Below are 26,449 nucleotides of genomic sequence, written 5' to 3' on the forward strand. Positions count from 1 at the left end.
AATGGGATCATTGATGGATGTCACGCCATCTCACCGTCCAGAATATGCGTTGAAGCTTCGATCTGTGCGCGCTGTTTTCGCCATGCGCTCGGGCTGATTCCGACCCGCTTGAGAAAAGTGTGATTGAAGTGGCTTTGTTCTGCAAACCCGCATTCGATCGCAATAGTGGTAAGGGACAGTGTTGTTTCATGCATGAGTTTCTTGGCACGTTCGATGCGCGCATCAAGCCGCCATTGTTGCGGCGACTGACCAAATTGAGCTTTGAACGCTCGAGAAAATTGCGTTGTTGTGACACCGCAGGCGACAGCAATGGTCTGAATCGTAGTTCGATCGCTAGATGGGGCGAGCAACAGCCCGGTGGCCATGATTTCTTGCCAAGGCTGAAGCGACTGGTCAGTTCGAGAAGGTAATCGTTCGGATATATGTGTTTCCCGCACACGGGCGTTGATCGCATCCAAAATGTGGTTAGTGGCCTTGGCGCTGGAACGATTCAGCCGTAGACAATCGAGCAGAATGCTACCCAATTCCTCAAGAACGGGATCGATGGCTTCGTCTTGACGAGGAAGATAGACCGGCTGGTGATCCGTCGTGCTCATCGAAAACTCCTCAGCTCGTGGTTTTTGTAGGCCTTATTTGACAAAAGCTGCATTGCCGGCTTTTGACGCGCTCTGGAACACACGCCTCCATTCGCTCGGGCTCATACCGGTGGACTGGATAAAAACACGACTGAAATGGCTCTGCACAACAAAGCCTGCCTCTCGCGAAATATGTGCCAGAGGCCTGTTGGTCTCAACCAATTCTTTGCGGCAAAACTGCAGCCGCCTTTCCTGTCGCCACTGCCGCGGCGATACGCCAGTACAGGTTCGGAATGCCCGACGCAGATGACCTTCAGAGATACCGCACGCATTGGCCACCTCCGGCATATGGATGGGCCGACTCAGCTCCGAAGACAATATTTCTTTGGCTATGCGCAAGATCTTTGCCGAGAGTACGCACTCTTCGGCAGGGCGTTTTTTTCGCAAGGCAAACTCGAGCACGCGGGCAGCCTTTTGGACGTGATCGCCTATAGCCGAAGAAGGCGATGATTCAAGCGAAAGCCGAGCGGCAAGCGTTTGAAGTCGCGCGCTAACCATCGCCTCACACGTCGGCTCCAGATCACTTTTCATAAGGCGCCCCCCGACAATCCGCTGATCACTGACATAAAGGACCAGGCTCATAAGGCAGCCTGCGTCAGTCTTCGTCAGGTAGGCCACCGCGTTGGATCCATTTACTCTCGCCGGGCGAGTTGGCGGCATATTTGCAATAAGGCGCACAGAAAGCCTCCAGAAGCTATTCGTCTGTAAAAAAACAATAAAATCTGGGGGCCTTTGCCGCCATCCCCTCCTGGGGATTGTTTGCATCCCTCAAATGAGGTTCTACGAATTTCCGAGATCTTTCGTGTACAGGTGCGCAAAAAATCATAACGAACGGTTACCAATTTCGTTATGAGGGTGAGCGAGCATCGATCGATGAGGCGTTCGTGCCGACGACTTTCTGAGCTCACCTCTCCGATTCCGATCGAATAGGCGCGCTGGATTCAAATTGCACAAGCCCATCAGGAACGCGCTACGCAAAATAAGATCACAGTCAATCATTGGGGACGACCGATGACCACTTCTGTCCGTCGCCTAGACGGTCTCCACCGTCTATTCCAAGATTTGCAGCTCAAGGAAGATATTCAGCCATCGCACTCGCGGGAACGCGTCACCATCCTGCAACTGGCGGCGCGCGTCGAGGAAAGCCTCGAGCTTCGTAGCCAGTGGTTTACCGACGACCGTATCGATTCTCTAGGTGGACTCACCGCTGCTGAGCTGGTCGCTCTCGGCCAGGGCGAACAGGTCAAGCAATTTCTCCACCGCATCATTTACTGCGACCGTCAGCGCGCACCGATTTATTGAAGGGCTGCGCCAACACGGGCGCGTTCGGTGTCCCAGCGTGAATCACCTTCATCGAATTCTATCTTCGACACGCGCCATTCCCGCACGCGTTCGCCCATCTAGAATCCAGGAAAGCGCGATGAAGACTGTATCCAAGCAAATCCGCCCGCCTGACCTTCGGTAAGTCTTACTGGGCCGAACGGGCCATCATCGATCTTACCTCTACGCCCCATTGCGTCAGTCCAAGCATGGAAGCCATGCGGACGAGGTCAGCCAGCGATTGCGCCTTCATCTTGTGCATCAGCCGACCGCGGTGCGCCTGAAGGGTGGACTGGCTGATGCCAAGTTCCCAGGCCGACTGTTTGTTGAGCTTTCCTTCTACCACGAGCTTAAATACTTGAACTTCGCGCGACGTCAGTCGCATTTGGCGTTGTCGCAGCACCCGCAACTCTTGCTGAAGGAACCGTTCCTCACGATCACGCGATAAACCTTCGTGGACTGCCGCCAGCAACGCATCCTTCGACACCGGACGAGTGAGAACATCGATAGCTCCTGCCCGCATTACCCGCACGGCCGACAGAACGTCCGCGCCACGCGTGATGTAGACGATCGGCGGACACCTAAGATTAGCTTCTTGACAGCGGGCGTTGAGCTCACTCGGCGTAGGTGAACAAGAGCCAAGGATCAGACAACCGGGCAGATCCGGTCGCGCCTCGGCAAAGAACGTGTCGACTTCGTCGAAGGCAACTGCGCTCATGGCATAAGCTGCCAACAGCCTGAGCAAGTGCCCACGCATGCGCGGGTCGCTATCAATGACATAGATGCAGTGGTCTATCTCGCTCATGACAAAACCTGCCCGATCTTTCGATGTGTTCCCTACCCGTTTCCGAAATGGACCGTGACAACCATCGCCAAAAGTCCGGTGCGATCATTGGTTTTCCTCAAATTTGCTTTCAGAAACGCAGGTTGCCAACACATCTATTCTGCCTCCAAAAAAAGATTGGAGCGTTACTCGTTTGAGGGAGACATCGCCGATAGATGATGAGTTCTTTGGCCGCACAACATGCCATCACCACTCAAACAACGTTGCAAATATGCCAGAAACGGGTTGTTCTCCCATGAGTCATGTATCAGCTGGCTGAAATCGTGCCTGAGGCACTCGCGTACACGTCTGACAAAGCTCGACGTCATTGAGGACATAGACGATCTGCTTTTCATTGAACCTCGATACACTCATGCAGCGCTTCTTCGATAGAAACTCTACTTCTGACCAGCTCTTAGCATCAAAGACGCTTTCGGTTTATTTGTACTCATACGACCCAGTGAGGAGCGCAATGCAGGGACGTACTCCGGAGGGACCAATCCAAAACAACCCTTGTAAGGAATCGTTTGAAGCAGTGGCTGAGAAAACGGTTTGTCAACGGCGCTGCGGAGCGTGTAAATGTGGGAACGAAGCGTATCGGTGTCTGGCGGGGTGTCACCCCAAATTTCACGCTCGATCTCTTCCCGTGTCACATAGTTAGGTGACTTACGCATCAAGATTTTAAGCAGCCTTAAACCCATGGGCGACAGAGTGAGGAATTTACCTGCACGCGTTACGACTCCGGTTGAACTATCGAGCGTCATATCAGCCACGGTAAATACGCCGGTGACCACCTGTCCACGGTAGCGCCGAATCAGAGCTCGAACACGGCCTTCCAACTCAGCCAGATCAAAAGGCTTGACCAGATAGTCATCCGCCCCAGCCTCCAATCCGGCGATCTTGTCGTCAAGCGTATCGCGGCCGCTCAGCATCAGTATGGGAGTGGATTTTTTATGAACCTGTCGCAGCTTTTGACATAACTCCAATCCGTTGATTCCCGGCAAAGTCAGGTCAAGTATTATTGCTTCGTAGAGACCGCAGACGGCCAAATGAAGCCCAGTCGTTCCATCTGAAGCGTAGTCGACCGAATAATTCCTCTGTTCAAACGTTTCGCCGATGACACGTGCGACAAGTTGGTGATCCTCCACGATGAGTGTCAACCCATTTTTACCGGTTCGCGTGCGCATGACACCTCCCTTCGAATGTCAGTTCTGACCGATTTTCTTGGCGCCATTATTGAAATGGGCGCACAAACCGTTCTGATAGGACGTTGCTTATCACTGCGCTGACTTTTTCATGGCCAACCAACCCTTTTCGCTCGGTCGAAGAATCGCTGAGCACTTTTGTCTAGCGTTAACGGTAGGCAATCCGGTACGCCTTGGTCGGCTCAATAAAGCGGAAACGACAGTTGGCTTTTGGCTGCAGCTACTGTCAACACCAAATACGTTTTTGGCGAAACCGTCACGCTAATCAACACTGGCCATCTCGTTGCTCATCGCTCCCAAGCGCGGTCGGGATCCGACTATCACTCGCCACGATTGCGCCTTCAATCCCTCGTTTGGGTATACCGACGCAGCGAAGATTGATCGTGATCATTTTCGCCACGTATCGACAAAACGAACAAGAATCCCGTAGCCCCTTAGTCACAATGCATGAGGCGATTGGAGCGACCACGTTTATCGGAACAGGACAGTCGCAGAGTATCCCCGTCGAAGGAACTCCGCTCGAAGACATAACGGTCCAACGAGGAATGGTTTTTCGCATCCTCAAGCAAGTTGCGCCCGGAACTGAACCCGGTCGAGCTAAAACCGTAGCACGGCGTCAGCGAGCGGGCACGTGACATATAAGACCGCGGCCGAATCAATCAAAATCATCAATCCCAAAACGAGGGAAAAGGAAACATTCGATGACCAACGCGCCATCCAACGCCAACGTAAATAGCCTTTTTGCCCTGCAAGGCTATCCGCCTCAAATTCTGGCTATAGATACCGATGAGAAATCCGCCAGAATCATTGCTTCGAACCTGGACGGAGTCCTGGATGGCGTGCAAATAGACCAACCTGGCAATTCCATCTACTGGACGAATATGGGATCTCGTCCAAATACCGGCGAGAAATTCTTTGATCGAGACGGCACGATTGAACGCTGTGACCTCGATGGTTCAAATCACGCGGTCCTGGTTAAAAAAGGACAAATCGTTACGCCAAAGCAGTTGCAGCTTGATGCCGACAATGGGCTGCTTTACTTCTGTGATCGCGAAGGGATGGCGGTCATGCGATGCCGGACCGACGGCAGCGAGCTAACGGTACTCCTGCACACAGGGCGATGGCCCAATGAGAGCGCAGACGATCTGCGTCACTGTGTCGGCATCGCGTTGGATCGCCTCAACGGCTACGTATATTGGACGCAGAAGGGATCGCCAGATGCCGGGCTGGGACGCATTTTTCGCATGCAGCTAGACATGCCGCACAATGCGACCGCCGAAACACGTCAAGATGTCGAACTGCTAATCGACAGACTTCCTGAGCCCATTGACCTCGAAATCGATCACGAACGTCATCATCTTTACTGGACAGACAGAGGCAACCTCGAAGGAGGTAATAGCGTGAACCGAGCAGCTATTACCCCTGACGGTTTGATGGATCACGTGGTCCTGGCAATCGGTCTTCAGGAAGGCATTGGCTTGGCCATCAACAAGGCGGAACGAAAAGTCTACGTGGGTGACCTGAGCGGACGAATATACAGGGTGCCTTTTAACGGAGGCTCTCTGAAAGAAATTTACCGATGTCCGGGAATTGTCACCGGGCTGGCCTTCTAGGCTCTCTGGCCGTCGCAGCAATGCTGACGCTGCCTTGATGCAAGAAATACAAGATGCCCCAGTCAACATTTTACTCAGGCGACATCGCGCAGGATGATTAAAATACTCATTTTAGGACTGCCATATCACAGAAATCTTCGTGCCAAATATCGACGTTCATCTCACGATAACTATCCACCGATCTTCTGATTTCTTTCTCCAGTCTTCGGATGCTTATTTTACCGACGACGCTAAAAGACATTTAGCACCGCCTTCGACGTACAAAATCTCCTCATCACTCCACCATAGAGGACATATGGCGCTGAAGGATTGAATCGCACATTTGCCGTGAATATGGCGCGTCACCATCAAGTGACGAGATACTTGCGTTGCAGCATCTGGCTGCGCTTACATGCCGAAATGCGCCAAAATGAGCCGGACGGGACACCCATATGTCTTCGTCAACGGCGGACGCCACGCACTACGCATAACGAAAACGCCTCGTGGCCACCGTCCGGGTACGCCATGACCCAGTTTCCCATTCGTCCATCGGATCGGGCCTTCTCCAGCCATCAAATGAGAGCTTTTCTGCGCCGCGAATATCCGAGGGATGACGTGGATAGTCGATCTGGAGTACCCCGAGTGGGGGATGCGCCAACTCGCTATCTCACGTCACAGTGCCGGCGTTTAACGACATAACTTCGGAGCTGGAGCACTGCGCAAAAACGTAGACAAGTTTCCCGCGTTTTCGTCATCGGGTATTTAGTCAGTTGCCAGTAAAATCGGTCGTTCTACAGCGAGTTGGGCTTTTTCTGCGCCTGAAATAACTGATGTCCTTATCCGATCATTCAACCACGTCAGCTCCCGTTGGAGCTTTTGGTATGTCGGGGGCAAAAGGATGGGGTTTGCTAGGGTTCTGGGTCTTGTACGACACGCATCAACGGCATGGTTGCTGGCGTGCTTCGTCACTGCTGCGCCTCTTTGTGTCCGTGCAGACCCATCGCTCCAGCTATCGATCGCCGCGCCGGTGGATTTGCAACGATCACTCGTAGAGCACCTGAACCGACCCCTGAAAGATTTCACGGTTACCGAGTACGGGCCTAGAGAGGGGGCGCCAGGCCAAGTGAATGTCATCGCACAAACCTCCGATGGACTGCTCTGGCTGGGTTGTCCGGACGGTTTGGTTAGGTTCGATGGCGTGACATTTGATCGACCTTTCAACACAACCTTACCTCAGCAAAACATCAGCGCTCTCTGGGTCGATCCCGACGGCAGCCTCTGGGTGGGATACACGTTTGGTGGGATAAGCCGATTACACGAGAGTCAGATATCTGATTTGTCGAATGGCTTGCCAGATAATACCGTTTACTCGATTGTAAGAGACGCTGATAAGACTCTTTGGGCAACCACACCGAAAGGCGTCTATTATCTCTCCGGCGCAAAGTGGGAACAAATAGGGCCACAACAGGGATATGAAGGGAATAGCTATTTCTTGTCGATGGGATTGCTGCGCGATGGCTCGCTCTGGATAGATGGCGGGCCACACGCATGGATGAAGAAACCGGGCAAACCCGGCTTCGTGCCTGTAGAACCAAAAAAATTGCTAGCATCAATCTACAACATCGATGACACGAATAAGTCAGGTAAAGCTCACGATCTTATTGAAGAACTGTCCAACTACTTCGAAATACATCCACGGTTTGTAAATGGCAAGGTTATAGAAGACTCATCAGGATCCATCTGGTCGTTGACAAGTGATGCCCTCGATCATTTCCGATGGACAACTCAAGCATCCAACGAAAAATCATTGTCATCCGATTCATTAGCACGTCAGGGCACACCGTACGGCGAGGCTATTAACGCATTATTCGAGGATCGAGAGGGAAATATCTGGGCGGGTGAGATTGGCGGACTTTTACAGTTTCGACCTAGCAAACTACGCACGGTTGAAAGCTACGGTAAAATCCTGGCCCCGACTATTGCACCGGATTTACACGGTGGCGTATGGATTGGTTCGTCAAAAAATGACGGCGTAATGAGTGTCAACGGCGATGTCGAAACGCCATGGCCGTCTCTTCACGGGGCGACATCGTTTATAGCAAGCGGAAATGACGAAACCACCTGGCTTCTATCCCGAGTCGCGTTCAATACACCTTATAAATCGGCTGGCTGTATCCACCGGCTGAAAGAAGGAAAGATCGATTGCATCGCCTATCCTGATGATGTCGACCCCAGGTCGGCAGTGAGTATGCTGCCAGACCCACGCGGTGGTTATATTTTTTTGTCTATACAAGGCATTTATCGATTCATGGGTAACGCCTGGTTGCCGGGTACTGGGCTTCCTGGACTGGCTCAAGCCCCCCCTTTAAGGATGTTCTCTGGGGAGAATGGCGATATATGGTTCACCTATCCCGATAATCATATTGCCGTTATCACTAAATCAGGCGTCAGGAATTACACGGCGGCAAATGGCCTTTCCATTGGCGCCATCCTGGCGCTTAGCGTGCAGCACGGAGATGTCTGGGCTGCCGGCACGAAAGGGGTGGAACATCTGCTTAGCCAACAATTCGTGCCTCTACGCTCAGCAGATCCAACAACCTTCGCAAGCGCCGACGGGATCGCTCAGACAGCGCAGGGAGATTTATGGATCAATGCTTCGTCAGGGCTGTTTCTGATAAAACACAGTGAACTGAAGTTCACCGAAAAAGACCCAACGCACAAGGTAAGCGTTGAGCTATTTGACCAGAACGACGGATTGCTAGGCGGTACGATAGGCTTCCGTTCGGGTCCATCGCTTGTTCAAAGTGGAGGGCGCATCTGGGCTGCGCGTGCCCAAGGTGTATCGTGGGTCGACCCCGGGAAAATGATTCGCAACGAGATAGCCCCGGTCGCGGTAGTGGTTTCGATCGCTTCGGACGGCATACTGCACGGCATTTCGCCAGCGCCCCGATTCCCTGCGCTGGTTCATGCGGTGCGCTTCATGTATACGGCAGCGTCGCTGACAAGACCGGATAAAGTGAATTTCCGCTATCGCCTTGAAGGTTCCGACCCCGACTGGATCACCGTGGGCGACCGGCGCGCGACGACGTATACCGACCTTCGCCCTGGCACTTACCAGTTTGAAGTCGAGGCGGAAAACGAAGATGGCGTCTGGAGCGTTCGTCCGTCAGTGGCAAGCTTTACTATCGCGCCGGCGTTCTACCAGACAGGATGGTTCAAGACACTCTGTATGGCATCCCTGTTGCTCGCGCTATGGGGTTTATTCGCGTGGCGCTCTAAGCGACTTCGTGCACGTGTCCACTCGCGGCTGGAGGCCGTTCACGATGAGCGGGATCGGATAGCGCGCGAGTTGCACGACACGCTAATGCAATCCATGCAGGGCCTTATACTGCAAATCCAGGCGTGGTCGCAGGACGGTCTGGATCGACGCCATCTGGAAATGGAGCGTGCGGCAAACTCCGCAACGACTGCCCTGCGTGAGGGCCGTGAGCGTATTCTCGCGCTTCGCCTTACGAGTTCTGACAAGCCCAACCTTTTGAGTGAGTTGCGGAAAGCGGGCGAGTACTGGGCACTCAGGGTGACCTCCGTGTTCGACATACGGGTGAAGGGCGAGTTCCGGGAACTTCAAACGAAAGCTTTCGAAGAGATTGTGGAGATCGCGCGAGAAGCTATACGTAACGCAGCGATACACTCCAAGGCCTGCCATATATTAGTCGCTCTTGAATATGCATCACACGCATTGACACTCACGGTAAGTGACGATGGCGAAGGACTACCGGCCTACGTATTGGCGGCAGGAATATTGCCAGGACACTGGGGTCTTGTCGGCATGAAAGAACGAGCGAAGGCTCTAGAGGCCAAACTCTCACTTCACAATCGCCCACAAGGGGGCGCAGAAATGAAATTAGTGGTTCCGTGCAAGCAGGCTTACGGTAAGGAGGTGCCGAGCAAGTGGGCGATAGTCAAGCGGACATACTAATTTTTGGTCTGATTGCCATTTTTGGATACACCAGCAGGATGAATATGGACGTAGAACGCTGACCGAATCCGCAATCGCGATACCATAAAACTATCGGGCTATAGTCACTGCTGTCCTGCGCGCGTGCAGTTGCCGGACCCAGTCAGAATCCTACTTGCATGGAGAAGGCTTTAGCCCTGCCGCCTTTATGCTGCAATATTCGCCTTTGGTTGCCTGATTTTATCTGACGCGGATCAAACCGGGATTCTCGAATAGGAGGTGGCGGTACAAAGGATCACACGTCACTCGCTACTATTTGCTTTACGCAGACTATCGAGAAGCAGCGCATTCGTTGCATGAGACCCGAGAGATTAGAATCGAAATATTTCGTTGACCTTTTGCCAATGATCGCCAAATGTGGCCACTCCATTCTCTAACGACAGACCGATCGAACATCGAGCCTGCCTAAAACGCTACGGTTTCCAACGCAAAAAAAGAAGGCTCCTTTCGGAGCCTTCTGCACCACCCGAAAACTTACTTCGCGCCTGCTTCTACATGCTTTGCCGCCTGTTCGATGATCCCGGCAACAACCTTGGGGTTCGACATATAGATGGCGTGGTTTCCCTTGACGTTCGTCACCGTCGCATTCATCTGCTTGGCCATGGCGCGCTGCGCCTCAACCGGGATCATGTGATCACCATCGACGACAAGATAAAAGTCCGGTTTGGATTTCCATGCAGGCGTAGAGATGACGCCACCGATCGCCGCAACATTCCAAGGCACCTGAGAATCAGCCATGAATTGCGCGGTCTTTGGCGGCAGATCAGCAGCAAAAGCCGCGGCGAATTTTGCATTATCCAGCAACAACCAGCCATTGTCCGGCGGGAGGATCGGCGGCGGCGCCGCGCCCGGAACGGGATGGGAGATCAGCGTCTGGACGGACTCACCAGCGTTGGGAGCAAAGGCCGTAATGTAGACAAGCGCCTTAACATTATCAGCGGTGCCGGCTTCAGTAATCACCGCACCGCCGTAAGAATGACCGACGAGCACGACCGGTCCGGTCTGCTTATCGAGAACTCGTTTGGTGTACGCAACGTCGTCCGACAGCGAGCTGGTGGGGATTTGTACGATGCTGACCTTGTAGCCGTCGTGGGTGAGAATGTCGTAGACACTCTTCCAGCCCGAGCCATCAACGAATGCGCCGTGAACCAGAACCACCGAAGGACGGGTATCGGCAGCTTGAGCTGCGCCGCCTGCGATGACCGCGCCACCCACCATGGTGGCGGCGAGAAATTTACTCAGATTCATACGTGAAGCTCCTGCAGCGCGTGAATACATACGGTCAGCGGCGCTGTATCGCTGCCCGCATGTGGCCCATGAAAGGTGCCTGTTGGTCCTCGGAAATTTCGTCCTATTACGCCTGGCCCGCTTCAGAGCCAATAGTCGAACTCCTACAAGCACAAGTCTTGTCGAAGGCGATGTGCGGTTCTTGCTTATTTGGGACGGCCGGCTTGAATTCGGACAATGACCTAGCAACCGCTGTGTGCGCGATCGCTCTTGCGCCAACGGAGCGGGAAAATTCGCCGACCTTGCGTGATCACTTTTCAGGCGCAGTTGTCTTTGCGAGGAAACAGTGGTGGCATGAGTTAACGGCTGCTCCGGCAGAAGAATGCCGTTTGGCGGATCGGCGTTCTAACAGCTAGGTTTAAGCAGTGTGCACGTCCAGGATCGTGCCGCCCATTCTCGGCTCTCTGAGGCTAGGTGATTCTCGCGCTCATCATCGTTGGCTTGGCGCAGATATCGCGGCGTCTGCGAAACGCAGCGAGTACGCCAAAGGCCATCCATGGCCTCTTCGTCGCTCCAGCAAAACAAAAAGCTAAAAGTTTTCAGTGAACCACGCGGTCGCGGACAAACTCAGTGATAAGGTTGGCGACTTCGGCGGGCGATTCCAGCGGTGACAAGTGGCCCGTGCCGGCCAGCACCTCCATTTGAGCATGAGCAATATGCGGCAGCAGATGCGATTTGAGCATCTCTACGCTGTCGACCTTATCGAGTTCGCCGGCGATAACCAGCGTCGGAACATTGATGGCATGCACCTGGGCAGAAATGTCCTCAAGGATGGTGGCACGAGGCCACGCCACCTTGGCCTGCGGCGCGCCGCGCAGACTGTCTTCAATCACCTGCGCGCGATCCTCCACAGAAAGTACCCGTCCCGTCAGCACGTGATCGATCGTTGCACCTACCGACTCAGCCGTGAGATAGGCACCGGCCATTGCCTCCGCCATCTCCTGCGGCAGCACGACCGCAGGCGGTGGCGAGGGTGCGACAAGGACCAGGCCCGCCAGGCCAGCGGGTCGGCGCGATGCGATGAGCTGCGCCACCTTGCCGCCCATCGAGTGGCCGACCAACACGTACTTCTTGAGGTTGAGCGCATTGATGACGCTCTCCGCATCAGCCGCCAGATCGGCGAAGCCGTATCCGCTCACCGGAGCGTCAGAAACTCCCCATCCGCGGTGATCGGTCGTAATCGTCCGGTAGCTGCCGGAAAGCTTATCTACGACGTGGCGCCAGGTTTTATGCGAACCGCCCCAGTGGTGAAGAAAGACCAGCGGAAGGTCGCCCTCACCCTGCTCTTCAACAAAGATTTGAATACCGTTGGCTGCAATTTTCATGATCTGTCCTCGTTTGTGGATGCCGCAATCGGCGAATGACTGCGGCTCGACAACCAAAATAGATCTCGCTCGCACAGTCGACAATGAGTGATTTACTATCATCACTCGATAAAAAATCGAGATAATCAGGCCGGGCCATGGACCGTTTTATAAGCTTTGGTGTTTTTGTCGCTGCTGCCGCCGAGGGCAGCCTGGCGGCAGCAGCGCGCAAGTTTGGCTTGTCGCCCTCAATGGCGAGCAAGCACGTGAGTGCGCTTGAGGCCGAACTCGGTGTGCGGCTTATGCAGCGCTCGACGCGAAAGCTCACATTGACTGATGCAGGGCGCGCTTATTACCTGCGCTGCCAGCGAATTCTCGAGGAAGTCGACGAGGCGAACCGTGAAGCCAGCGACGCCCAGATTGTCGTTCGCGGACCGCTGCGAGTGGCGGCGCCGGTGACCTTTGGCGCGATGCATCTAGGCGGCGTCGTTGCCCGCTATCTGGATCAGCATCCGGAAGTCACGATCGATGTAAGACTCGACGATCAGTATGTGGACCTGCTGGCCGGTGGTATCGATGTGGCCATCCGCATCGGCAAACTATTGGACTCCGATCTGGTTGCAAGACGCCTGGCGCCTTGCCGCATGGTTTTCTGCGCCGCGCCGGAATTTCTCACTCGTCATCGGTTGAAACATACGCTGGATGACATACGCCAAGCGCCACGCCTGGTGTTCAGTAACGCGGTATCGCAAGGCGACTGGACGGCAACCGATGCGAAGGGAGAGACGCATACTTTCGATGGACCAATCCGGCTCTCCAGTGACAATACCCAAATGTTGCTCGCCGCCGCACTCGAAGGTGCGGGCATCACTTACGGCCCGAGTTTTGTATTCGGCGAGCATTTGGCGCGCGGCGACCTTGTCACCCTGCTACCCAAGTTTCAAACCGTCTCGCTGGCCATCCACGCGGTGTATCCGTCCGCCCGTCATGTGACGTTGAAGCTGCGCCGGTTTATCGATCATCTGGTAGCCAGTTTTGGCGATACGCCGCCCTGGCCTGCATGAAGCAACGGCGCAAAGTCAGACATGCGTCCCGAACTAAGGCTCTGTGAGCTGACGCTACCCTGCTTTTGTATGGCACAAATCAGTTCTGGCGACACACTTCCGATGGACCCGGCGCGAGCGTCGTTGCCGGGCCAGGTATCGGCATGCCAATGTCATGGCCTCGCAAAGCAATACCCCAACTGGGGCATGAAACCAGACGCTAGCAGTAATACAAAGACGGTTGATCAGACTGCTTAACCCCCTCTCATTCCCCGTTCTCGTGCATGAACTTTTGCTGCTTGCGCTTTGCCTAGCGAAAGCAGCCTTATCGAACACTTTCCAAGTTGAGCTCATGAACCGTCCCTACCGTTCGATTTCGCTTTGCGTTCTGTTATCACTGACAGCGCTGTGCTTTCGGCCCGCTTTGGCCGACGGCACCGGCCAGGCACAGGCCCCCATTCATCTGTCTCCAAGCCCGGTCGAGCCAGAAGCCGCGAAAGTCGTTAGCTTGCTCTTCACACGTTTTCATTATCGGCCCCAACCGCTCGATCAGTCGTTTTCGAAAGTCGTTTTTGATCATCTGCTCGAGAATCTCGATCCGGAGCGTTCGTCATTCACGCGCGCTGACATCGACAGCTTCGCCCCCGAAGCAAACGCGCTGGCTCCGTCGACGTTAAACGGCGAGCTCTCGCCAGCGTTCTTCATTGTGAATCGCTACCTCAACCGTGCGCTCGAGCAATATCAATACGCTCAGACCCTGCTCCCCCATGGCTTCGACTTTACCTCGAAAGAATCCGTCCAGATCGAGCGCAAAGACGCGCCGTGGCCCAGCTTGACCGATGAGCTGCACGACCTGTGGCGCAAGCATGCAGAAGACGATTGGCTGCGATTGAAGCTCGCCGGACAGAATGATGAAGCAATCCGCCAGACGCTGACGCATCGTTACCAACGTGTCACGGAGAGGCTCAAAAAGACAACGCCTGAAGATGCTTTTCAGATTTATATGACAGCCTTCAGCGAATCCATGGATCCCCACACGGATTATTTCGTCCCCAAAACTGCGCTCGAATTCAATACGCAGATGTCGCTGTCTCTCGTCGGTATAGGCGCGTACCTGCGCGAACACGACGAATACGTGCAGATCAGCGAGCTCGTACCAGGAGGCCCTGCGGGAACATCGGGCAAAGTCCACGTGGGCGATCGTATCGTTGCGGTGGGTCAAGGCGACAAGGCGGGTTTGGTCGACGTGGTGGGTTGGCGCGCCGATGATGTGGTGGGGCTGATTCGCGGCGCGGTAGGGACGTCTGTTCGCATCGAGCTTTTGTCTGATGAGCGCAAAGGCGATTCCGTCACGCGTACGGTCGTCCTTCAACGGCGAAAGGTGTCGATCGCGGATGAGGCAGCACGTTCATCCGTCATCGAAACTGCCGATCAGGGGCATCGACAGAGGATCGGCGTCATCAGCGTACCGTCGTTCTATGAGGACTTCGAAGGAAGGCGTGACGGTGACCCCGGTTACAGCAGCGTCAGTCGCGACGTCAAACGCATGCTCACCGAATTCAACGAGAAACATGTCGATGGTGTTCTCATCGATCTTCGTAACAACGGCGGCGGGTCTCTGACCGAAGCGACGGCGCTAGCCGGCCTTTTTTCCGGATCAGGTCCTGTTGTGCAGGTTCGAGACGCCCGGGGGAACGTTGAAGTCGACGGCGCGCCTAACGACCAGGCGGTCTGGACAGGACCACTCGGCGTATTGGTCAATCATGGATCGGCTTCCGCTTCTGAAATCTTTGCGGCCGCCATCCAGGACAAAAAGCGCGGCCTCATCATCGGCGAGACCACGTTCGGCAAGGGCACGGTTCAAAATCTTGTAGACCTTGACTCAGTAGTTGGACGCGATGGGAGCAACAAGCTGGGCGAACTTAAAATGACCATCGCCCAGTTTTACCGCGTCAATGGCGTGAGCACCCAACTGGTCGGTGTACGGCCGGATATTTCCTTCCCTTCCACCGGCCAGGAAAAATTGTTCGGCGAATCGATTTATAAGAACGCCCTGCCTGCCTCTAGCATTTCCGCACTTCCGCGCAAGGCCGGCGCAGCACAAGCGCGCTTCGTCAGCGTGCTAGAAGAGACACACGAGAAACGCGTGGCAGACTCGCCCGCCTGGCAGCTCATGCTGGATGAGATCAACGCTTTCCAAAGAGCGTCATCGCGCACATCGGTTTCGCTCAACCTTGCTGTGAGAAAGGCTGACCGTGATGCCGATATTGCGGTTACCAAGGCCTTCCAAGACCGTCGTCGAAATATAGATAAAGCAGCTGGGGTTCCAGCTGACTCCGATGATGCGGCAATTGCCGATGACGGACTCGACCCGTCTGAGCGAGCGTTGTCACCGGAGAAGACGCCCTCCTCCTCCAAGATGCTCAAGGATCCAGGCCTGCAAGAAGCCGCTCAGATCGTCGCCGACGAGTCGCGCCTGCTGATCATGTTTGCTGCGGCTACTGGCTGATTTACCATTGGACATAGGCCTTCGTTGGTCGAGACCTCGCGTGTTGCAAGCGAGTAGATGGCAATATTCGATACGACGTCGCTACGATATCGTCGGTTAGCGGAATCATTCCAAAAAAGAGCTAAAAGTGGCGTCAGTCCATCGAGCAAGATCGTTGAGAACATTGGGCCGACGTGTGGGATTGGCACTTGTTGTTCCGTGCTTGGCCGCTGCTATCGCAGCCGTACTCATTGTCTATATGCAAGGCAAAGCTCGCGTCCAGCACGGCGCCCAGTATGTAGCGCTCGGCAGCTCATTTTCCTCCGGACCCGGCATTCCTCATCAAAGCGCAGGTAGCCCTTTGCTGTGCGCGCGGTCCGATCACAATTACGCGCACATGCTTGCTCGCAAGCGAGGCCTTACGCTGGTCGACGTGTCTTGTGCCGGCGCTACTACTAACGATATTTTGAAAGGCGGGCAGTATTTTCAAAGCCCTCAAGTGGATGCGATTGGTCCTTCGACGACTCTGGTGACGATAACGATCGGCGGCAACGATGTGCAGTATCTCTCCAATCTCGTTGCTAAAAGCTGTTCAAGCGACCATTCGATTGTCAGTTTTGTTTTGAGGGCGTGTGTCATTACACCGACACGCCTAGTCGACAAACATTTTGGCGAACTCGGGGCTCATCTTCGAGACATCGCTAAGGAAATTCGAGCGCGTTCTCAGAGAGCGCACATCGTTTTTGTCGGTTATCTAGATGTCTTACCCGCCGAAGGGAGCTGCGAGTCACTCGGTCTAAGCGACAAAGACATCGTGCAGATGCGTGGAATCGCCAAGCGCCTCAAGGAAGCCACACGTGCTGCAGCGATCGCGAGCAGTGCAGCATACGTCGATCCCAACGATCAGACGACCGACCATAGCGCATGCTCAGCCCAAGCCTGGGTTAACGGCCGCTTTCCAAGCGCTCGTTGGACAGCGCCATTTCATCCTAACGTTGAGGGAATGCGGGCAGTCGCACTCGCGATAGATGCCTCGCTGGGTTCTGGCGTATCTTATTGAACGTGGGAGCCCTGGGTTGTTGCTGCGTTGGCCTCATAAACGACGTAAGCAACTATGATCGGATTCAGCCCTGGATAATTCCGCGATTGACCGCAATCATGACCGCATGGGTCCGGTCTTTGGCACCGAGCTTGGACAGAATGCCCTTCATATGCGCCTTGACCGTTTCTTCGCTGATGCCCAACATGTTTGCCACGTTCTTGTTGGAGTTGCCCGCTGCGACCTGCTTGAGCACCTGCGTCTCACGCATGGTTAGTTCGTCGTCGATGGCGTGATCGGCGATCTGGGCCGCTATTTCAGGAACGATGCATCGCTTGCCTGCATGGAGTTTGCGGATGGTATCGACCATCTCCTTACGCAATACACTCTTGAGTAGAAACCCCCTCGCGCCCGCTTTCAGGGCATTGACTGCCTGGACGTCTCCTTTATAAGTCGTCAAGACAAGAATAACCGCGGCAGGAAACTCCCGGCATATCTGGTTGATCGCCTCAACTCCCGTCATACCCGGCATCTGGATATCCATAAGAGTCACATCGGGCCGGTACTGCCGAAACTTTTCAACGGCTTCATAGCCATCGCTTGCCTCAGCTACCAGAACCATATCGGGCTGCGTTTCGATAACCGCTGCGATGCCATCGCGCAGCATGGGGTGATCGTCGACGGTGAGAATTCGGATAAGGTTATCTTCGGATTGCATAGGTTATCTTCCACCCTTGACCAGACGCCGCAGAATATGACGAAACGATGGGCGGGTATCTCCATACGCAACCGCAGCAGGAATTTTCAGCTCAATTTCTGTACCCAGATCGGGCCCGCCCCAAACGACGAGACTGCCGCCCATTTGAACAGCGCGCTCGCGCATTCCCACCAGTCCCCAATGCCCAGGCCGGCCCCCACTAAGGGTGACGCCCTCGCCTATCCCGCGACCGTTATCCCGAAACCGCACTCTGAGCTCATCGCTATCGTGACTGATCTCGATCTCAATCGCGTCGGCATCCGAATGCCGGTAGGAATTAAGAATTGCCTCCCGACCAATACGATAAATTTCCTCTCGAACCATCGGATCGACCGGATGTTCCAGTCCCTCAACCAGGATCTGAAAAGATACATTAGCGTCCTTACCCAACTCTTCGCCGATTAGTGCAAAAGCGCGGGGTAGATTACGGGCCTGTTCGGCGGTTGTCCTTAGGTCAAGCAGACGGTCGCGCCCTTCAACCAGTACGTCGTCGGCCCTATCAAGGGCTTTATCAATCATTGCTCTTGCCGGTTCGCCCATGGGGACTCGCTGGGCGGCCGCTTGAACGCTCAATATCAGTCCTTGCACCGATTGCAACAGCGTATCGTGCAGCTCTCGAGCGATCCGTTCCCGTTCGGCGTAGCGCTCATTCAGCCGACTGCGTACGTTGTCGGCGACCTGACGAAGCCTCATTCCGAATAACAAGGCTGTGATGATCAAGACAGCTGCCACACAAGCAATGATAAACAGGTTTGTCTGATAGAACATGCGCGGTATGGTCACCCCCACCGACGCTGGATAAGTGCTCCACACACCGTCTTCATTTTCAGCTTCGACTTGAAATGTATAGGTACCCGGCGAAAGGTTGGCGTAAAAAGCTTCCCTGCGTGTACCCACATCTTGCCAAACCTCGTCCACACCATCGAGCCTGCATCGAAAGCGCGTACCCTCCGGAACAGACAGACTTGTAGCAGAGTATTCAATCGCTAAATTGGACGTTCTTTTCGGTAACTGCATCACCGAAAGATCATTCCTAGTCTCACCATCGGCGTGCGGCTCTGGCAGGTAGTGCCGGCCATTGCTCGACACGTCCACAATTTCCACGGTTGGTGGTACGCGATTCAGATGAGTATGCCGCGGGTCGATCCAGGCAATACCAAGATTCGTAGCGACCCATATCTGGCCATCCCTATCCACCCATGCCGTTGGCAGCGACTTCGATTGCAGTGCGAAACCGGGCAATCCATCGCGATACTGAAACAATTTATAGGTGGGACTGTAATTGCTATCGTCAAACGCTTTTTTTAATTCCAGAGCACTGATTCTAAGCACTCCTTGGCCCGTATTAAGCCAAAACATTCCCTCCGACTGCACGATGCCGGAAATACCGCTGATCGGGCTGGCACCAATCGACGAAAGCGTTTGGAACTTGCCGTTCTCGAAACGGGCCAGCCCCAGTTCGCCTCCCACGAGCTTCAGTGATGTCGCCACATTGAAGGAGCTCACCGCGCCGATGCCGACACCATCTTTCGAAGAGAATAACCGTGCGCTGTGTGCGTCCTCCACCACAACCCGGTTATTGGTAAAACCAACCCACAGGCCTTCGTTGGCCAGAGCTAAAGCCGTCGGCGTATCTCGAATCAAGGAATCGCTGCTAACGCTCCATCGTCCCGATGACCAATGAAACAATCGACCGTTGACGAAAGACGCCCATATTCCGCCCGCATGGTCCGAAGTAAAAGCCGCCAACGAGGCGTTGGTGACTCCCGCCGGCAAGGGAATGGACTGCGTAACGCCGTCCTTATAACGATATATCCCAGTTTCTGATTCAAACCAAAGCGAACCATCTTCGGTGCCGGCCAGATCGTGGACGGTTTCCGGCATCTTGATGACAGAATGAAGTACGGCGTTCTCAACCCGATATATCGATCTTCCGTTCAGTATCCAGACATTCCCCGCGCTGTCGACAGTCCCGTTGAAGTCTACGCCTGGAATCACCTCCAACCCGGGAACGACGGAAACGTTGCTGCTTCTGAAGCTATCAAGTCCAAAATTTGTGCCAACCCAGACGTTGCCTTCGCGATCGTTCAACAGAGGGTCTGTCAAATCTGAAGTCAGACCATTTTTCCGATTCACCACGTATGAGAGATCGCTGCTCTGTAAAGAACGGCCATCCGCAACAGTCTTGGGGTCAAGCACGATATAGACGCCACCCGATTGAGAATCGGTGCCCCACATGTGCCCGTTACGGTCAAAAAGCATTCGGTTGGACGTTATGAAGTTCTGTGAAAGTAACTTGGGCGCGATCGAAAGGCTCGGATGAAGAACCGTCACGCCGGGGAGCGAACGCGTACCATGAACCTTGTCGGACACCCATAGACCATCATCACGATCCAATGCCAGCACCGCGCCAGAGCCCAGCGCAATATGAGTGTCCTGGAATCGATGAGAGCCTTTGGCGAGAAAAAGAAGCGACGAGGGGCCCGACGCCCACAAGGTTCCCTCCTTATCGACCAGCACCCATCCAGCACTGTTCGGAGGAAAGCCCCAATCATTGCCTATCGTGGTCCACCGCCCATTCTCGTACCGGGCCAATCCATGCCTCGCAGCTGCCCAGATGACACCATCCTGGGTTTGCGCAAATGCCAAAACCCACCCGCTGGGAAAACCGTCGTCTTTTCCATAGGTCGTGGCATGGCCCTGTTTGATAAGCGTCATGCCACCCAGATAAAAGCCGGCCAAAATTTCCCCGGTCGGCAGAACGCTCAGTGACGTGATGTTGGACGATGAAAATGATTTATCAAACTGTATGGCAGATCTGAATTTGACTCCGTCGAACTGATACAGCCCAGCGCCCGTACCCAGCCATAGAGAACCATCGACTCCCTGCGCGATCGACCAGACATCACGCGGCGCTCCCGTTGCTGCACTCCAAGCCGAGTGATGGAACTGATCCATCGGGGAGGCGGTAATGTCGAAGGATCTAGCCATCCCTGTCAGAATAAAAAAAAGACATCCCGCCAGCAGGCAGGACATACCTCTGTTGAGCAACTCATGTCTACCTAAATGCCGCAATGGCTCAGGCCTCCACGGCCAGCAAGTGTTCAATAACCATAAAGTTCCCGGTCAATCACCCGAAAGGGTGTCGCATGCACATCTCTTAAAGAAGATTCTGATCGCGTATAAAGCCACCAGGCTTCTGCCGTGCAACGACTATATTCCATGTTTCCACACGGTGGCCCCGGCATTGGCCTACTGCTGTTACGTATTGCGCTGGCTCTAGGCCTTCTGCTGGGTTACTGCGCGCCAGCCAGTCACGCTGGTACGGTTTTACTGATTGGACTGGTGCTTGTCTGCATCGCGTTAGTCATCGGATTTTTAACGCCCGTTTTTTCCTGCTTGGTTGTGCTCTCGGGTATAGCCGGGATATTACGCTTGAGCGGCTTGGGTCAGAGCGTTTCGGCTATCACCATAACGCTGGGCGTGGCCCTGTTTCTACTGGGCCCTGGGGCTTACTCGCTCGATGCCCTGATCTATGGCCGGCGCGTACTGAATCTTGAACGAAATCGCGACGATTGATGCCGAAGTTTTTTGCGAAAGCAACATCATTTTGGCGATTTCTGCACGGAAAATTATAAAACTAGCTATGACCAAACCGGTTGTGCCATACGCCTGAAGAACGACGCGCTCCGGTTGATCCAAGCTATGCCGTTCAAGATTGGGCTAGACCCTCATGGCTTCGACCACAAGTGGGCGCATAACGTCGTACCCCGCCCGATTAGGGTGAAGCCCATCATTCGTATATCGCGGAGGGAGCGAACGGTCTTCGGCAGCCAGTGCGCTGAAGTAATCAATAAAAACCGCACCGCGCTCGTTTGCGGTATGGCGCAACCAGTCGTTCAACTCGGCAATACGCGCGATCGGCCTAACCTGAGGGCTATGCGTAAACCCCGCGGCAGGTGTGATGCTGCCCAGCAGGACATTGATACCGTTGACTTGCGCGATGTCGAGCATGGCCAGAATATTGTTCTTGTAGTCTTGCGGCGTCGTTGCGCCGGTGTTGCCGGCAATGTCGTTGCTGCCGCAAAGGATGTGCACCGCCTGTGGCCTCAACGCCACCACGTCGGGATAAAAGCGGATCAACGTCTGCGGCGTCGTCTGGCCACTGATACCTCGGCCGATGATACCGTTCGTAAAAAAGCCTGGATCGGCGTAACGCCATATCTCAGTGATGGAGTCGCCAATGAAAACCACTTTCGGACAACCCTCTTTTCGTACAGTCTCGTTCTCTCCGCGATACAGGCCGAGAAAGGGCCAGTCGCGCGAGCGCTGTCCTACTTCTGCGGCGGTGTAAGCGGCGCGAGCCTCTGGGTCAGTAACAAGAGCTATCAGCTCCGGCCCCGCTGGACCCGAACCAAGCAGGAACTTAAGTAATGCCTGCTCGAATGGCGAATGTCTACGCGGCGTCGGATCAAGCCGATCCACCATGCCGACGGGTGTTTGCGCCTGGGTCATTGGTCACATCCTTCAGTGGAAGTTGATGAAAGCTCGTCGCGGATAAAAGCAAACGGGTAGCTCGTCCGAGTCAAACCGTTCGGCCGCTGACGATCTGGATCTTCTAAGGCGAATTGGCCAAATCATCATTGCGCGCCACGATTTTTCAACGTTCATCGGCGCAAAATATGCTGTCGATCGAACCGCGCACCTCGCCACTCAAACAAACCGTGGCAATTGGGACGAGGGCTTCAAAGTCGAGGAACAGCTGCTGTCTTCACGCCAGAGATGGTGCATCGACATCCGCATACCACCACCATTCGTGATTCTTGCTCGATGCGCACTCATTCTCGGCGTAGTCGTCGCACGAATCGAGTAAGCGTCTTGCCGTGTGCAGCGCGGGATAAAAATGGCCACGCAGGGAAACTTCGACCCAGCCATGTGCTTCTGCACCGACCCGTCCTACCTGACCCGAAGCAGCCGCGCCAACATCGAAATCACTCCCCCACCAAGTACTGAACATGTCGATTCTCACACACGCCAACCAACAAGACGGCCGACAAAATCAGCCCCTCATGAGTTGTCACGTTAACGTGACTTAAGGCGCAGTGCAAGCGTCAACGAGCGCGTTTGAGTTTTGCCACAGCGTCGGCACCTGCCACAGCGACGGTGGTGTAAATCGAGACAATTTCATCCAGCGTTGCGACTTTGAGCCCCAGCGCGTCCACCGCGCCACGCAGCGCCGCCAGATACATTCTCGCCACCACGTCCGCTCTTGCCTTTGGAATAGCGTGCGAGTTACGCAGTACTGCAGCCCAGTCCTTGACTGCAAGGTCATGAACTTCTTTGGCGATGTCTGGAAACACCGCATCGTCGGAAAACATTTTTGACAACAAAGGCCCACGCTCGCGCGCAAGTTCTAGCCACACCTGGATATTGGCGCTGACGAGTTGGCGTAAATCCGGTTTGGCAGGCAGGATCGCGCGAGCTCGGCTACCAGCCTCTCTCATCTCTTGATTTAGCAGGGCTCGAAGCAACTCTTCACGGTTGGTGAAGTAACGATAGCCCAGGCGCTTGTTGACCCCCGTGCGGGCAGCTACCTCCTCCATCGTAACTGCCGGGAGCCCCTGCTCCACGACGATGGCAGCTGCCGCCTCAAGAAACTTGCTGCGTCGTTCGGCGGCGGACAGTCTCGATTTCGTCATTGCCTTACGTGGATTGGCTGCAGCAGGCTTGTTCATGATGTTTACCTTTCCTCCATTTGGGGACGACTCTAGCGCGTCGATCAGTCCCGACGTGCCCAATGGAACGGTACGAAAGCAGCCCGGTTGCACAGAAAGCCCTAGCGCAGGGCAAGTTGAGCCGAGCATAAGTCTCGATACCGTGACTAGCCAAATAGAATAGCGTGAGCACGGATGACATTGCCTTCCTGAGACATGCGCGTTCTGACGAACCAACGCGCGCGACCACATATTTCTACTGCAACCCTCTCATGCCGCGCGTATGGGTCTCGAGCACGGCAAGCATGAAATCCAATGCCGACATCCAGCACAGTATGTCCTTTAGCGCGATGGCAGCCGACGCTCCCCACCGCGAGAACGGCAGTTCAACAACGTATTACGAAAACAAATCAAACCACTTTTGTACTACGCAGATTGTCTCGGAAAGAGCTGCCCTCTGACGAAAATTTGGTTCGGGAAAATAATCGATGTTGCGCTGCACACGCTGATTTCCCCCTTGTCTATCTGCGCTTTCCTCAGCCGCGCAAAGCATCGATGACGTACTGAAACGCCCTGGCCATTAAAGATAGTCAATGTCGACTTGATCAGCGAAACGGCTTGAAGAAGAGCTATCACTCGCAGCGTACGATTGAACAATCGCTCGCCGCCAAGCCTATTTGGCTTCGCATATCGCATGGCATTCCGCGCTAGGCCTCAGCATCTAGTTCGTTGCATCGCACCAACAAACAGACTTGCCTGTTTGTAAATATGTCCCTATCTTTCGGCCACGCTTTGTAATTGCCGCCCGACAGCAGCGTTGATGAAGAGCGCCACCACTAGAATCGTTGGAGGGGTACCTTGTGCGCACTTCTTATCTCATCATGCTCGCCTGCAGCAGCGCTTTGATATCGGTCACCGCGCCGGTGTACGCGCTGGAGACATCTTTCGGTTTGGATTCGGCACAGGCATCGAACGCTCAGTCCACTGCTGGCACAAAAGCAGCTAGAGGGATCGAGAAGACACAGGAAACCGATAACGCGTCGCCCCAAAAGGCGGCCAATCTCTCGCAAGTCATGGTGACTGCAACAAAACGCGCGGAGTCGATTCAGTCGGTGCCGGTGACCGTGACGGTGATCAATGCTGCGCAATTGCAGAATCAAGGCTTGAACGAAGTGCAGGATCTCACCCATGCTGTCCCTGCATTGACGGCTCAAAAAAGCCAACCTACGACGCTGCAGATTCGCGGCATTGGCGTACCGCAAAATGCTCAAACCGCAGAGCCTAGTGTAGGCGTCGTGGTGGATGGTGTATCGCTGGGTAATGCTACCGCGGCATCCCCGCAATTGTTCGATGTGTCGCGGGTAGAGGTGCTTGAGGGACCTCAGGACACCCTGTTCGGGCGCAGCACCTCTGCTGGCGTGCTCAATATCACCACCAACGCACCGGATCCCAGCAAGACTGAGTTGACTCTCCACTCGGACCAGGGAAGTCGGGACAGCTACACCGACCAAGCAGTGCTTAATCTGCCTGTGTCAACCTACTCTGCGCTGCGCCTGTCGGTGGCGGATACGCGACAACCAGACACGATTTACAACGCATACCAGCACATCTGGGACGACAACAAGGCACGCAGTGCACGTATTCGTTACCTGTGGCAGCCCACGGACAAACTCACCTTCAACATCATCGCCGACTATAGTCGCGTCACCTCAAAGGTCAGCGATACCGACTTCCCGGTATTCCAGGCAACACCCGGCGGCGTTCTGAGCAATTTGCTTGCCACGTGCGGGATCGTGCCAAATCAAGACAACAATCGCACCTGCTCGGATGGCCCGAACCGCAGCACGGCAAAGTCAGATGGATTATCCAGCCAAGTCGACTATGACTTCGGCGCAACCACCTTGTCGTCGATTACCGCCGTACGCCACCTTCGAGCGGCTGACGGTGGCGATGCCGACAGCGCTCCGGTGGATCTGGTCAATACCAACACCAAAGACATCAATCTGCGCACGCAGAGCCAAGAATTTCGACTGACGTCATCTAACAACGATTTCCTGGATTATGTCGGCGGCCTCTACTACTACCACAGCACGAATGTCACCAGCACCGTAGAGGAAGGTATGCCGCTGCTGGAGGACGGCCTGCCGTTCCTGCTCGGTCAATCGTCGCTCACGCAGTCGCGTGAACGCAGTTACGCGGCTTACGGTGAAGCGACGTTGAAATTCACGCCGACGTTCCGCGGCATTATTGGCCTACGCTACGGCGACGACGATGTCTCAGCCACTACGCTGCGTCAGCTCGCGCCAGGGGCGATTTTCCCCATCACAAGCACCGCGGACATCCACGGTCGTACGGAAAACAAATACAACTCCTTCCGCTTGGGCATACAGAACGATCTGACCTCCAATGCCATGGGATACATCACGTTTACCAAGGGCTACAAAGGTCCTGCGGTCAATGACCAGGCCACCAGCACCGACGTTCCACTCTTGGTTAAGCCAGAAATTCCCATCGCTTGGGAAGCTGGTCTCAAGACGACGTGGCTCGATGGCCGCGTCGGCGTGAATGGGTCGATCTATCACACGCATATTGAAAACTTCCAGGCGCTCTACTTCGATCCCACATCGGCAACCTTTGTCTACGGCAATGCACCGACGGTCACGATCAAGGGCGTCGAACTGAGCGCCTTTGGACATCTCAATGACAACTTCACGCTCAACTTCGGCACGCTGTATAACAACGGCAAGTACGGCAACGGTTACTTCGTCGGCTGTGCGCCCAACTTTCAGACCGACGCCGACGGGTGCCACGCGGTGCCCGGCAAGACGACGAGAGAGTCCGATGCCGGAGGCAATCAGTTGGTCGCTTCGCCCAAATGGAAAGTCACCCTCAACGGAACTTACAGCCGCGCCCTGAATGCAACGCTGGACGGTTTCGTTTCGGCCGACGGCGTGTACACGTCGCGCATTTATTTCGATCAGGCCTATGATCCCACCGACACTACGGGTAGCCACGTGTTGTTCGGAGCAAAAATAGGTGTCCGCTCACACGATGGCCGATGGGGTATCTATGTCTATGGTCGCAATCTGACCGATGAGCGCGTGCCACAATTTCGTTTTGTGACACCCATAGGCACGACGCTGGGCGACACGAATACTTACAGCCAGACTTTCGGTGCCGATGCATTCCGTACGATCGGCGTTTCGTTCGACGCAAAATTTTAA

General features: G+C 54.7%; 19 protein-coding genes. 8 read left to right on the top strand and 11 right to left on the bottom strand.

The features are described from left to right. Window positions 1-20: 20 nt before the first annotated feature. Together HDE76_RS03115 and HDE76_RS03120 are read right to left on the bottom strand one after the other, a co-directional pair. Window positions 21-596 (bottom strand): AraC family transcriptional regulator, encoded by a 576-nt coding sequence (locus HDE76_RS03115; protein ID WP_179476857.1) that lies wholly within the window; start codon window positions 594-596, stop codon window positions 21-23. A 33-nt stretch (window positions 597-629) separates the two neighbouring features. Next, window positions 630-1,217, bottom strand: a complete 588-nt coding sequence (locus tag HDE76_RS03120; protein WP_179476858.1) for a helix-turn-helix transcriptional regulator — start codon at window positions 1,215-1,217, stop codon at window positions 630-632. A gap of 429 nt (window positions 1,218-1,646) precedes the next feature. On the opposite strand from HDE76_RS03120, the gene HDE76_RS03125 reads away from it, so the two are divergent. Then, window positions 1,647-1,937 (top strand): hypothetical protein, encoded by a 291-nt coding sequence (locus HDE76_RS03125; RefSeq protein ID WP_179476859.1) that lies wholly within the window; start codon window positions 1,647-1,649, stop codon window positions 1,935-1,937. A gap of 166 nt (window positions 1,938-2,103) precedes the next feature. Here HDE76_RS03125 and HDE76_RS03130 read toward each other — a convergent pair whose 3' ends face one another. Both HDE76_RS03130 and HDE76_RS03135 read right to left on the bottom strand, forming a co-directional pair. Further along, the gene (locus tag HDE76_RS03130; protein ID WP_179476860.1) at window positions 2,104-2,760 is read right to left on the bottom strand and encodes a LuxR C-terminal-related transcriptional regulator; all 657 of its coding nucleotides are present in this window, start codon (window positions 2,758-2,760) and stop codon (window positions 2,104-2,106) included. 416 nt (window positions 2,761-3,176) lie between these two features. After that, complete coding sequence (locus tag HDE76_RS03135; protein ID WP_184505350.1) at window positions 3,177-3,965, bottom strand: response regulator transcription factor; 789 nt, start codon at window positions 3,963-3,965, stop codon at window positions 3,177-3,179. A gap of 719 nt (window positions 3,966-4,684) precedes the next feature. Here HDE76_RS03135 and HDE76_RS03140 point away from each other — a divergent pair. Both HDE76_RS03140 and HDE76_RS03145 read left to right on the top strand, forming a co-directional pair. After that, window positions 4,685-5,596, top strand: coding sequence for a hypothetical protein (locus HDE76_RS03140; RefSeq protein ID WP_179476862.1), 912 nt, complete (start codon window positions 4,685-4,687; stop codon window positions 5,594-5,596). A 1,102-nt stretch (window positions 5,597-6,698) separates the two neighbouring features. Continuing rightward, entirely contained in the window at window positions 6,699-9,554 is a 2,856-nt protein-coding gene (locus HDE76_RS03145; protein ID WP_184505353.1) for a sensor histidine kinase, read from the top strand. Window positions 9,555-10,067: 513 nt separating this feature from the next. Here the strand turns inward: HDE76_RS03145 and HDE76_RS03150 are convergent. Further along, window positions 10,068-10,841, bottom strand: a complete 774-nt coding sequence (locus HDE76_RS03150; protein WP_179476864.1) for an alpha/beta hydrolase — start codon at window positions 10,839-10,841, stop codon at window positions 10,068-10,070. A 578-nt stretch (window positions 10,842-11,419) separates the two neighbouring features. Continuing rightward, the gene (locus tag HDE76_RS03155) at window positions 11,420-12,205 is read right to left on the bottom strand and encodes an alpha/beta hydrolase (RefSeq protein WP_184505355.1); all 786 of its coding nucleotides are present in this window, start codon (window positions 12,203-12,205) and stop codon (window positions 11,420-11,422) included. Between the two features lie 137 nt (window positions 12,206-12,342). Between HDE76_RS03155 and HDE76_RS03160 the strand changes: the two genes are divergently transcribed. The 3 genes from HDE76_RS03160 (at window position 12,343) to HDE76_RS03170 (ending at window position 16,775) form a co-directional block, all read left to right on the top strand. Further along, window positions 12,343-13,248 (top strand): LysR family transcriptional regulator, encoded by a 906-nt coding sequence (locus HDE76_RS03160; protein WP_179476866.1) that lies wholly within the window; start codon window positions 12,343-12,345, stop codon window positions 13,246-13,248. Window positions 13,249-13,579: 331 nt separating this feature from the next. Then, window positions 13,580-15,736 carry a carboxy terminal-processing peptidase gene (locus HDE76_RS03165; protein WP_184505357.1) on the top strand — a complete coding sequence of 719 codons (2,157 nt, stop codon included), beginning with the start codon at window positions 13,580-13,582 and terminating at the stop codon, window positions 15,734-15,736. Between the two features lie 202 nt (window positions 15,737-15,938). Then, window positions 15,939-16,775: an SGNH/GDSL hydrolase family protein gene (locus HDE76_RS03170; protein WP_179476868.1), complete on the top strand. Its 837-nt coding sequence runs from the start codon at window positions 15,939-15,941 to the stop codon at window positions 16,773-16,775. Window positions 16,776-16,839: 64 nt separating this feature from the next. Here the strand turns inward: HDE76_RS03170 and HDE76_RS03175 are convergent, their stop codons facing one another. Then, on the bottom strand, window positions 16,840-17,472 hold the full coding sequence (locus HDE76_RS03175) for a response regulator transcription factor (RefSeq protein WP_179476869.1): 633 nt from the start codon (window positions 17,470-17,472) through the stop codon (window positions 16,840-16,842). Window positions 17,473-17,475: 3 nt separating this feature from the next. Then, the gene (locus HDE76_RS03180; protein ID WP_179476870.1) at window positions 17,476-20,547 is read right to left on the bottom strand and encodes a sensor histidine kinase; all 3,072 of its coding nucleotides are present in this window, start codon (window positions 20,545-20,547) and stop codon (window positions 17,476-17,478) included. A 186-nt stretch (window positions 20,548-20,733) separates the two neighbouring features. Between HDE76_RS03180 and HDE76_RS03185 the strand changes: the two genes are divergently transcribed. Further along, window positions 20,734-21,090 carry a hypothetical protein gene (locus tag HDE76_RS03185; protein WP_218861922.1) on the top strand — a complete coding sequence of 119 codons (357 nt, stop codon included), beginning with the start codon at window positions 20,734-20,736 and terminating at the stop codon, window positions 21,088-21,090. A gap of 144 nt (window positions 21,091-21,234) precedes the next feature. On the opposite strand, the gene HDE76_RS03190 is transcribed toward HDE76_RS03185, so the two are convergent. From HDE76_RS03190 to HDE76_RS03200, 3 genes are all read right to left on the bottom strand, one after another. Then, complete coding sequence (locus HDE76_RS03190; protein ID WP_179476872.1) at window positions 21,235-22,026, bottom strand: GDSL-type esterase/lipase family protein; 792 nt, start codon at window positions 22,024-22,026, stop codon at window positions 21,235-21,237. A 256-nt stretch (window positions 22,027-22,282) separates the two neighbouring features. After that, window positions 22,283-22,528, bottom strand: a complete 246-nt coding sequence (locus HDE76_RS03195; RefSeq protein ID WP_179476873.1) for a hypothetical protein — start codon at window positions 22,526-22,528, stop codon at window positions 22,283-22,285. A 94-nt stretch (window positions 22,529-22,622) separates the two neighbouring features. Beyond that, the gene (locus tag HDE76_RS03200; RefSeq protein ID WP_179476874.1) at window positions 22,623-23,246 is read right to left on the bottom strand and encodes a TetR/AcrR family transcriptional regulator; all 624 of its coding nucleotides are present in this window, start codon (window positions 23,244-23,246) and stop codon (window positions 22,623-22,625) included. Window positions 23,247-24,085: 839 nt separating this feature from the next. Here HDE76_RS03200 and HDE76_RS03205 point away from each other — a divergent pair. Further along, on the top strand, window positions 24,086-26,449 hold the full coding sequence (locus tag HDE76_RS03205) for a TonB-dependent receptor (protein WP_179476875.1): 2,364 nt from the start codon (window positions 24,086-24,088) through the stop codon (window positions 26,447-26,449).

The organism is Rhodanobacter sp. ANJX3 (assembly GCF_014200755.1).
Classification (GTDB): domain Bacteria; phylum Pseudomonadota; class Gammaproteobacteria; order Xanthomonadales; family Rhodanobacteraceae; genus Rhodanobacter.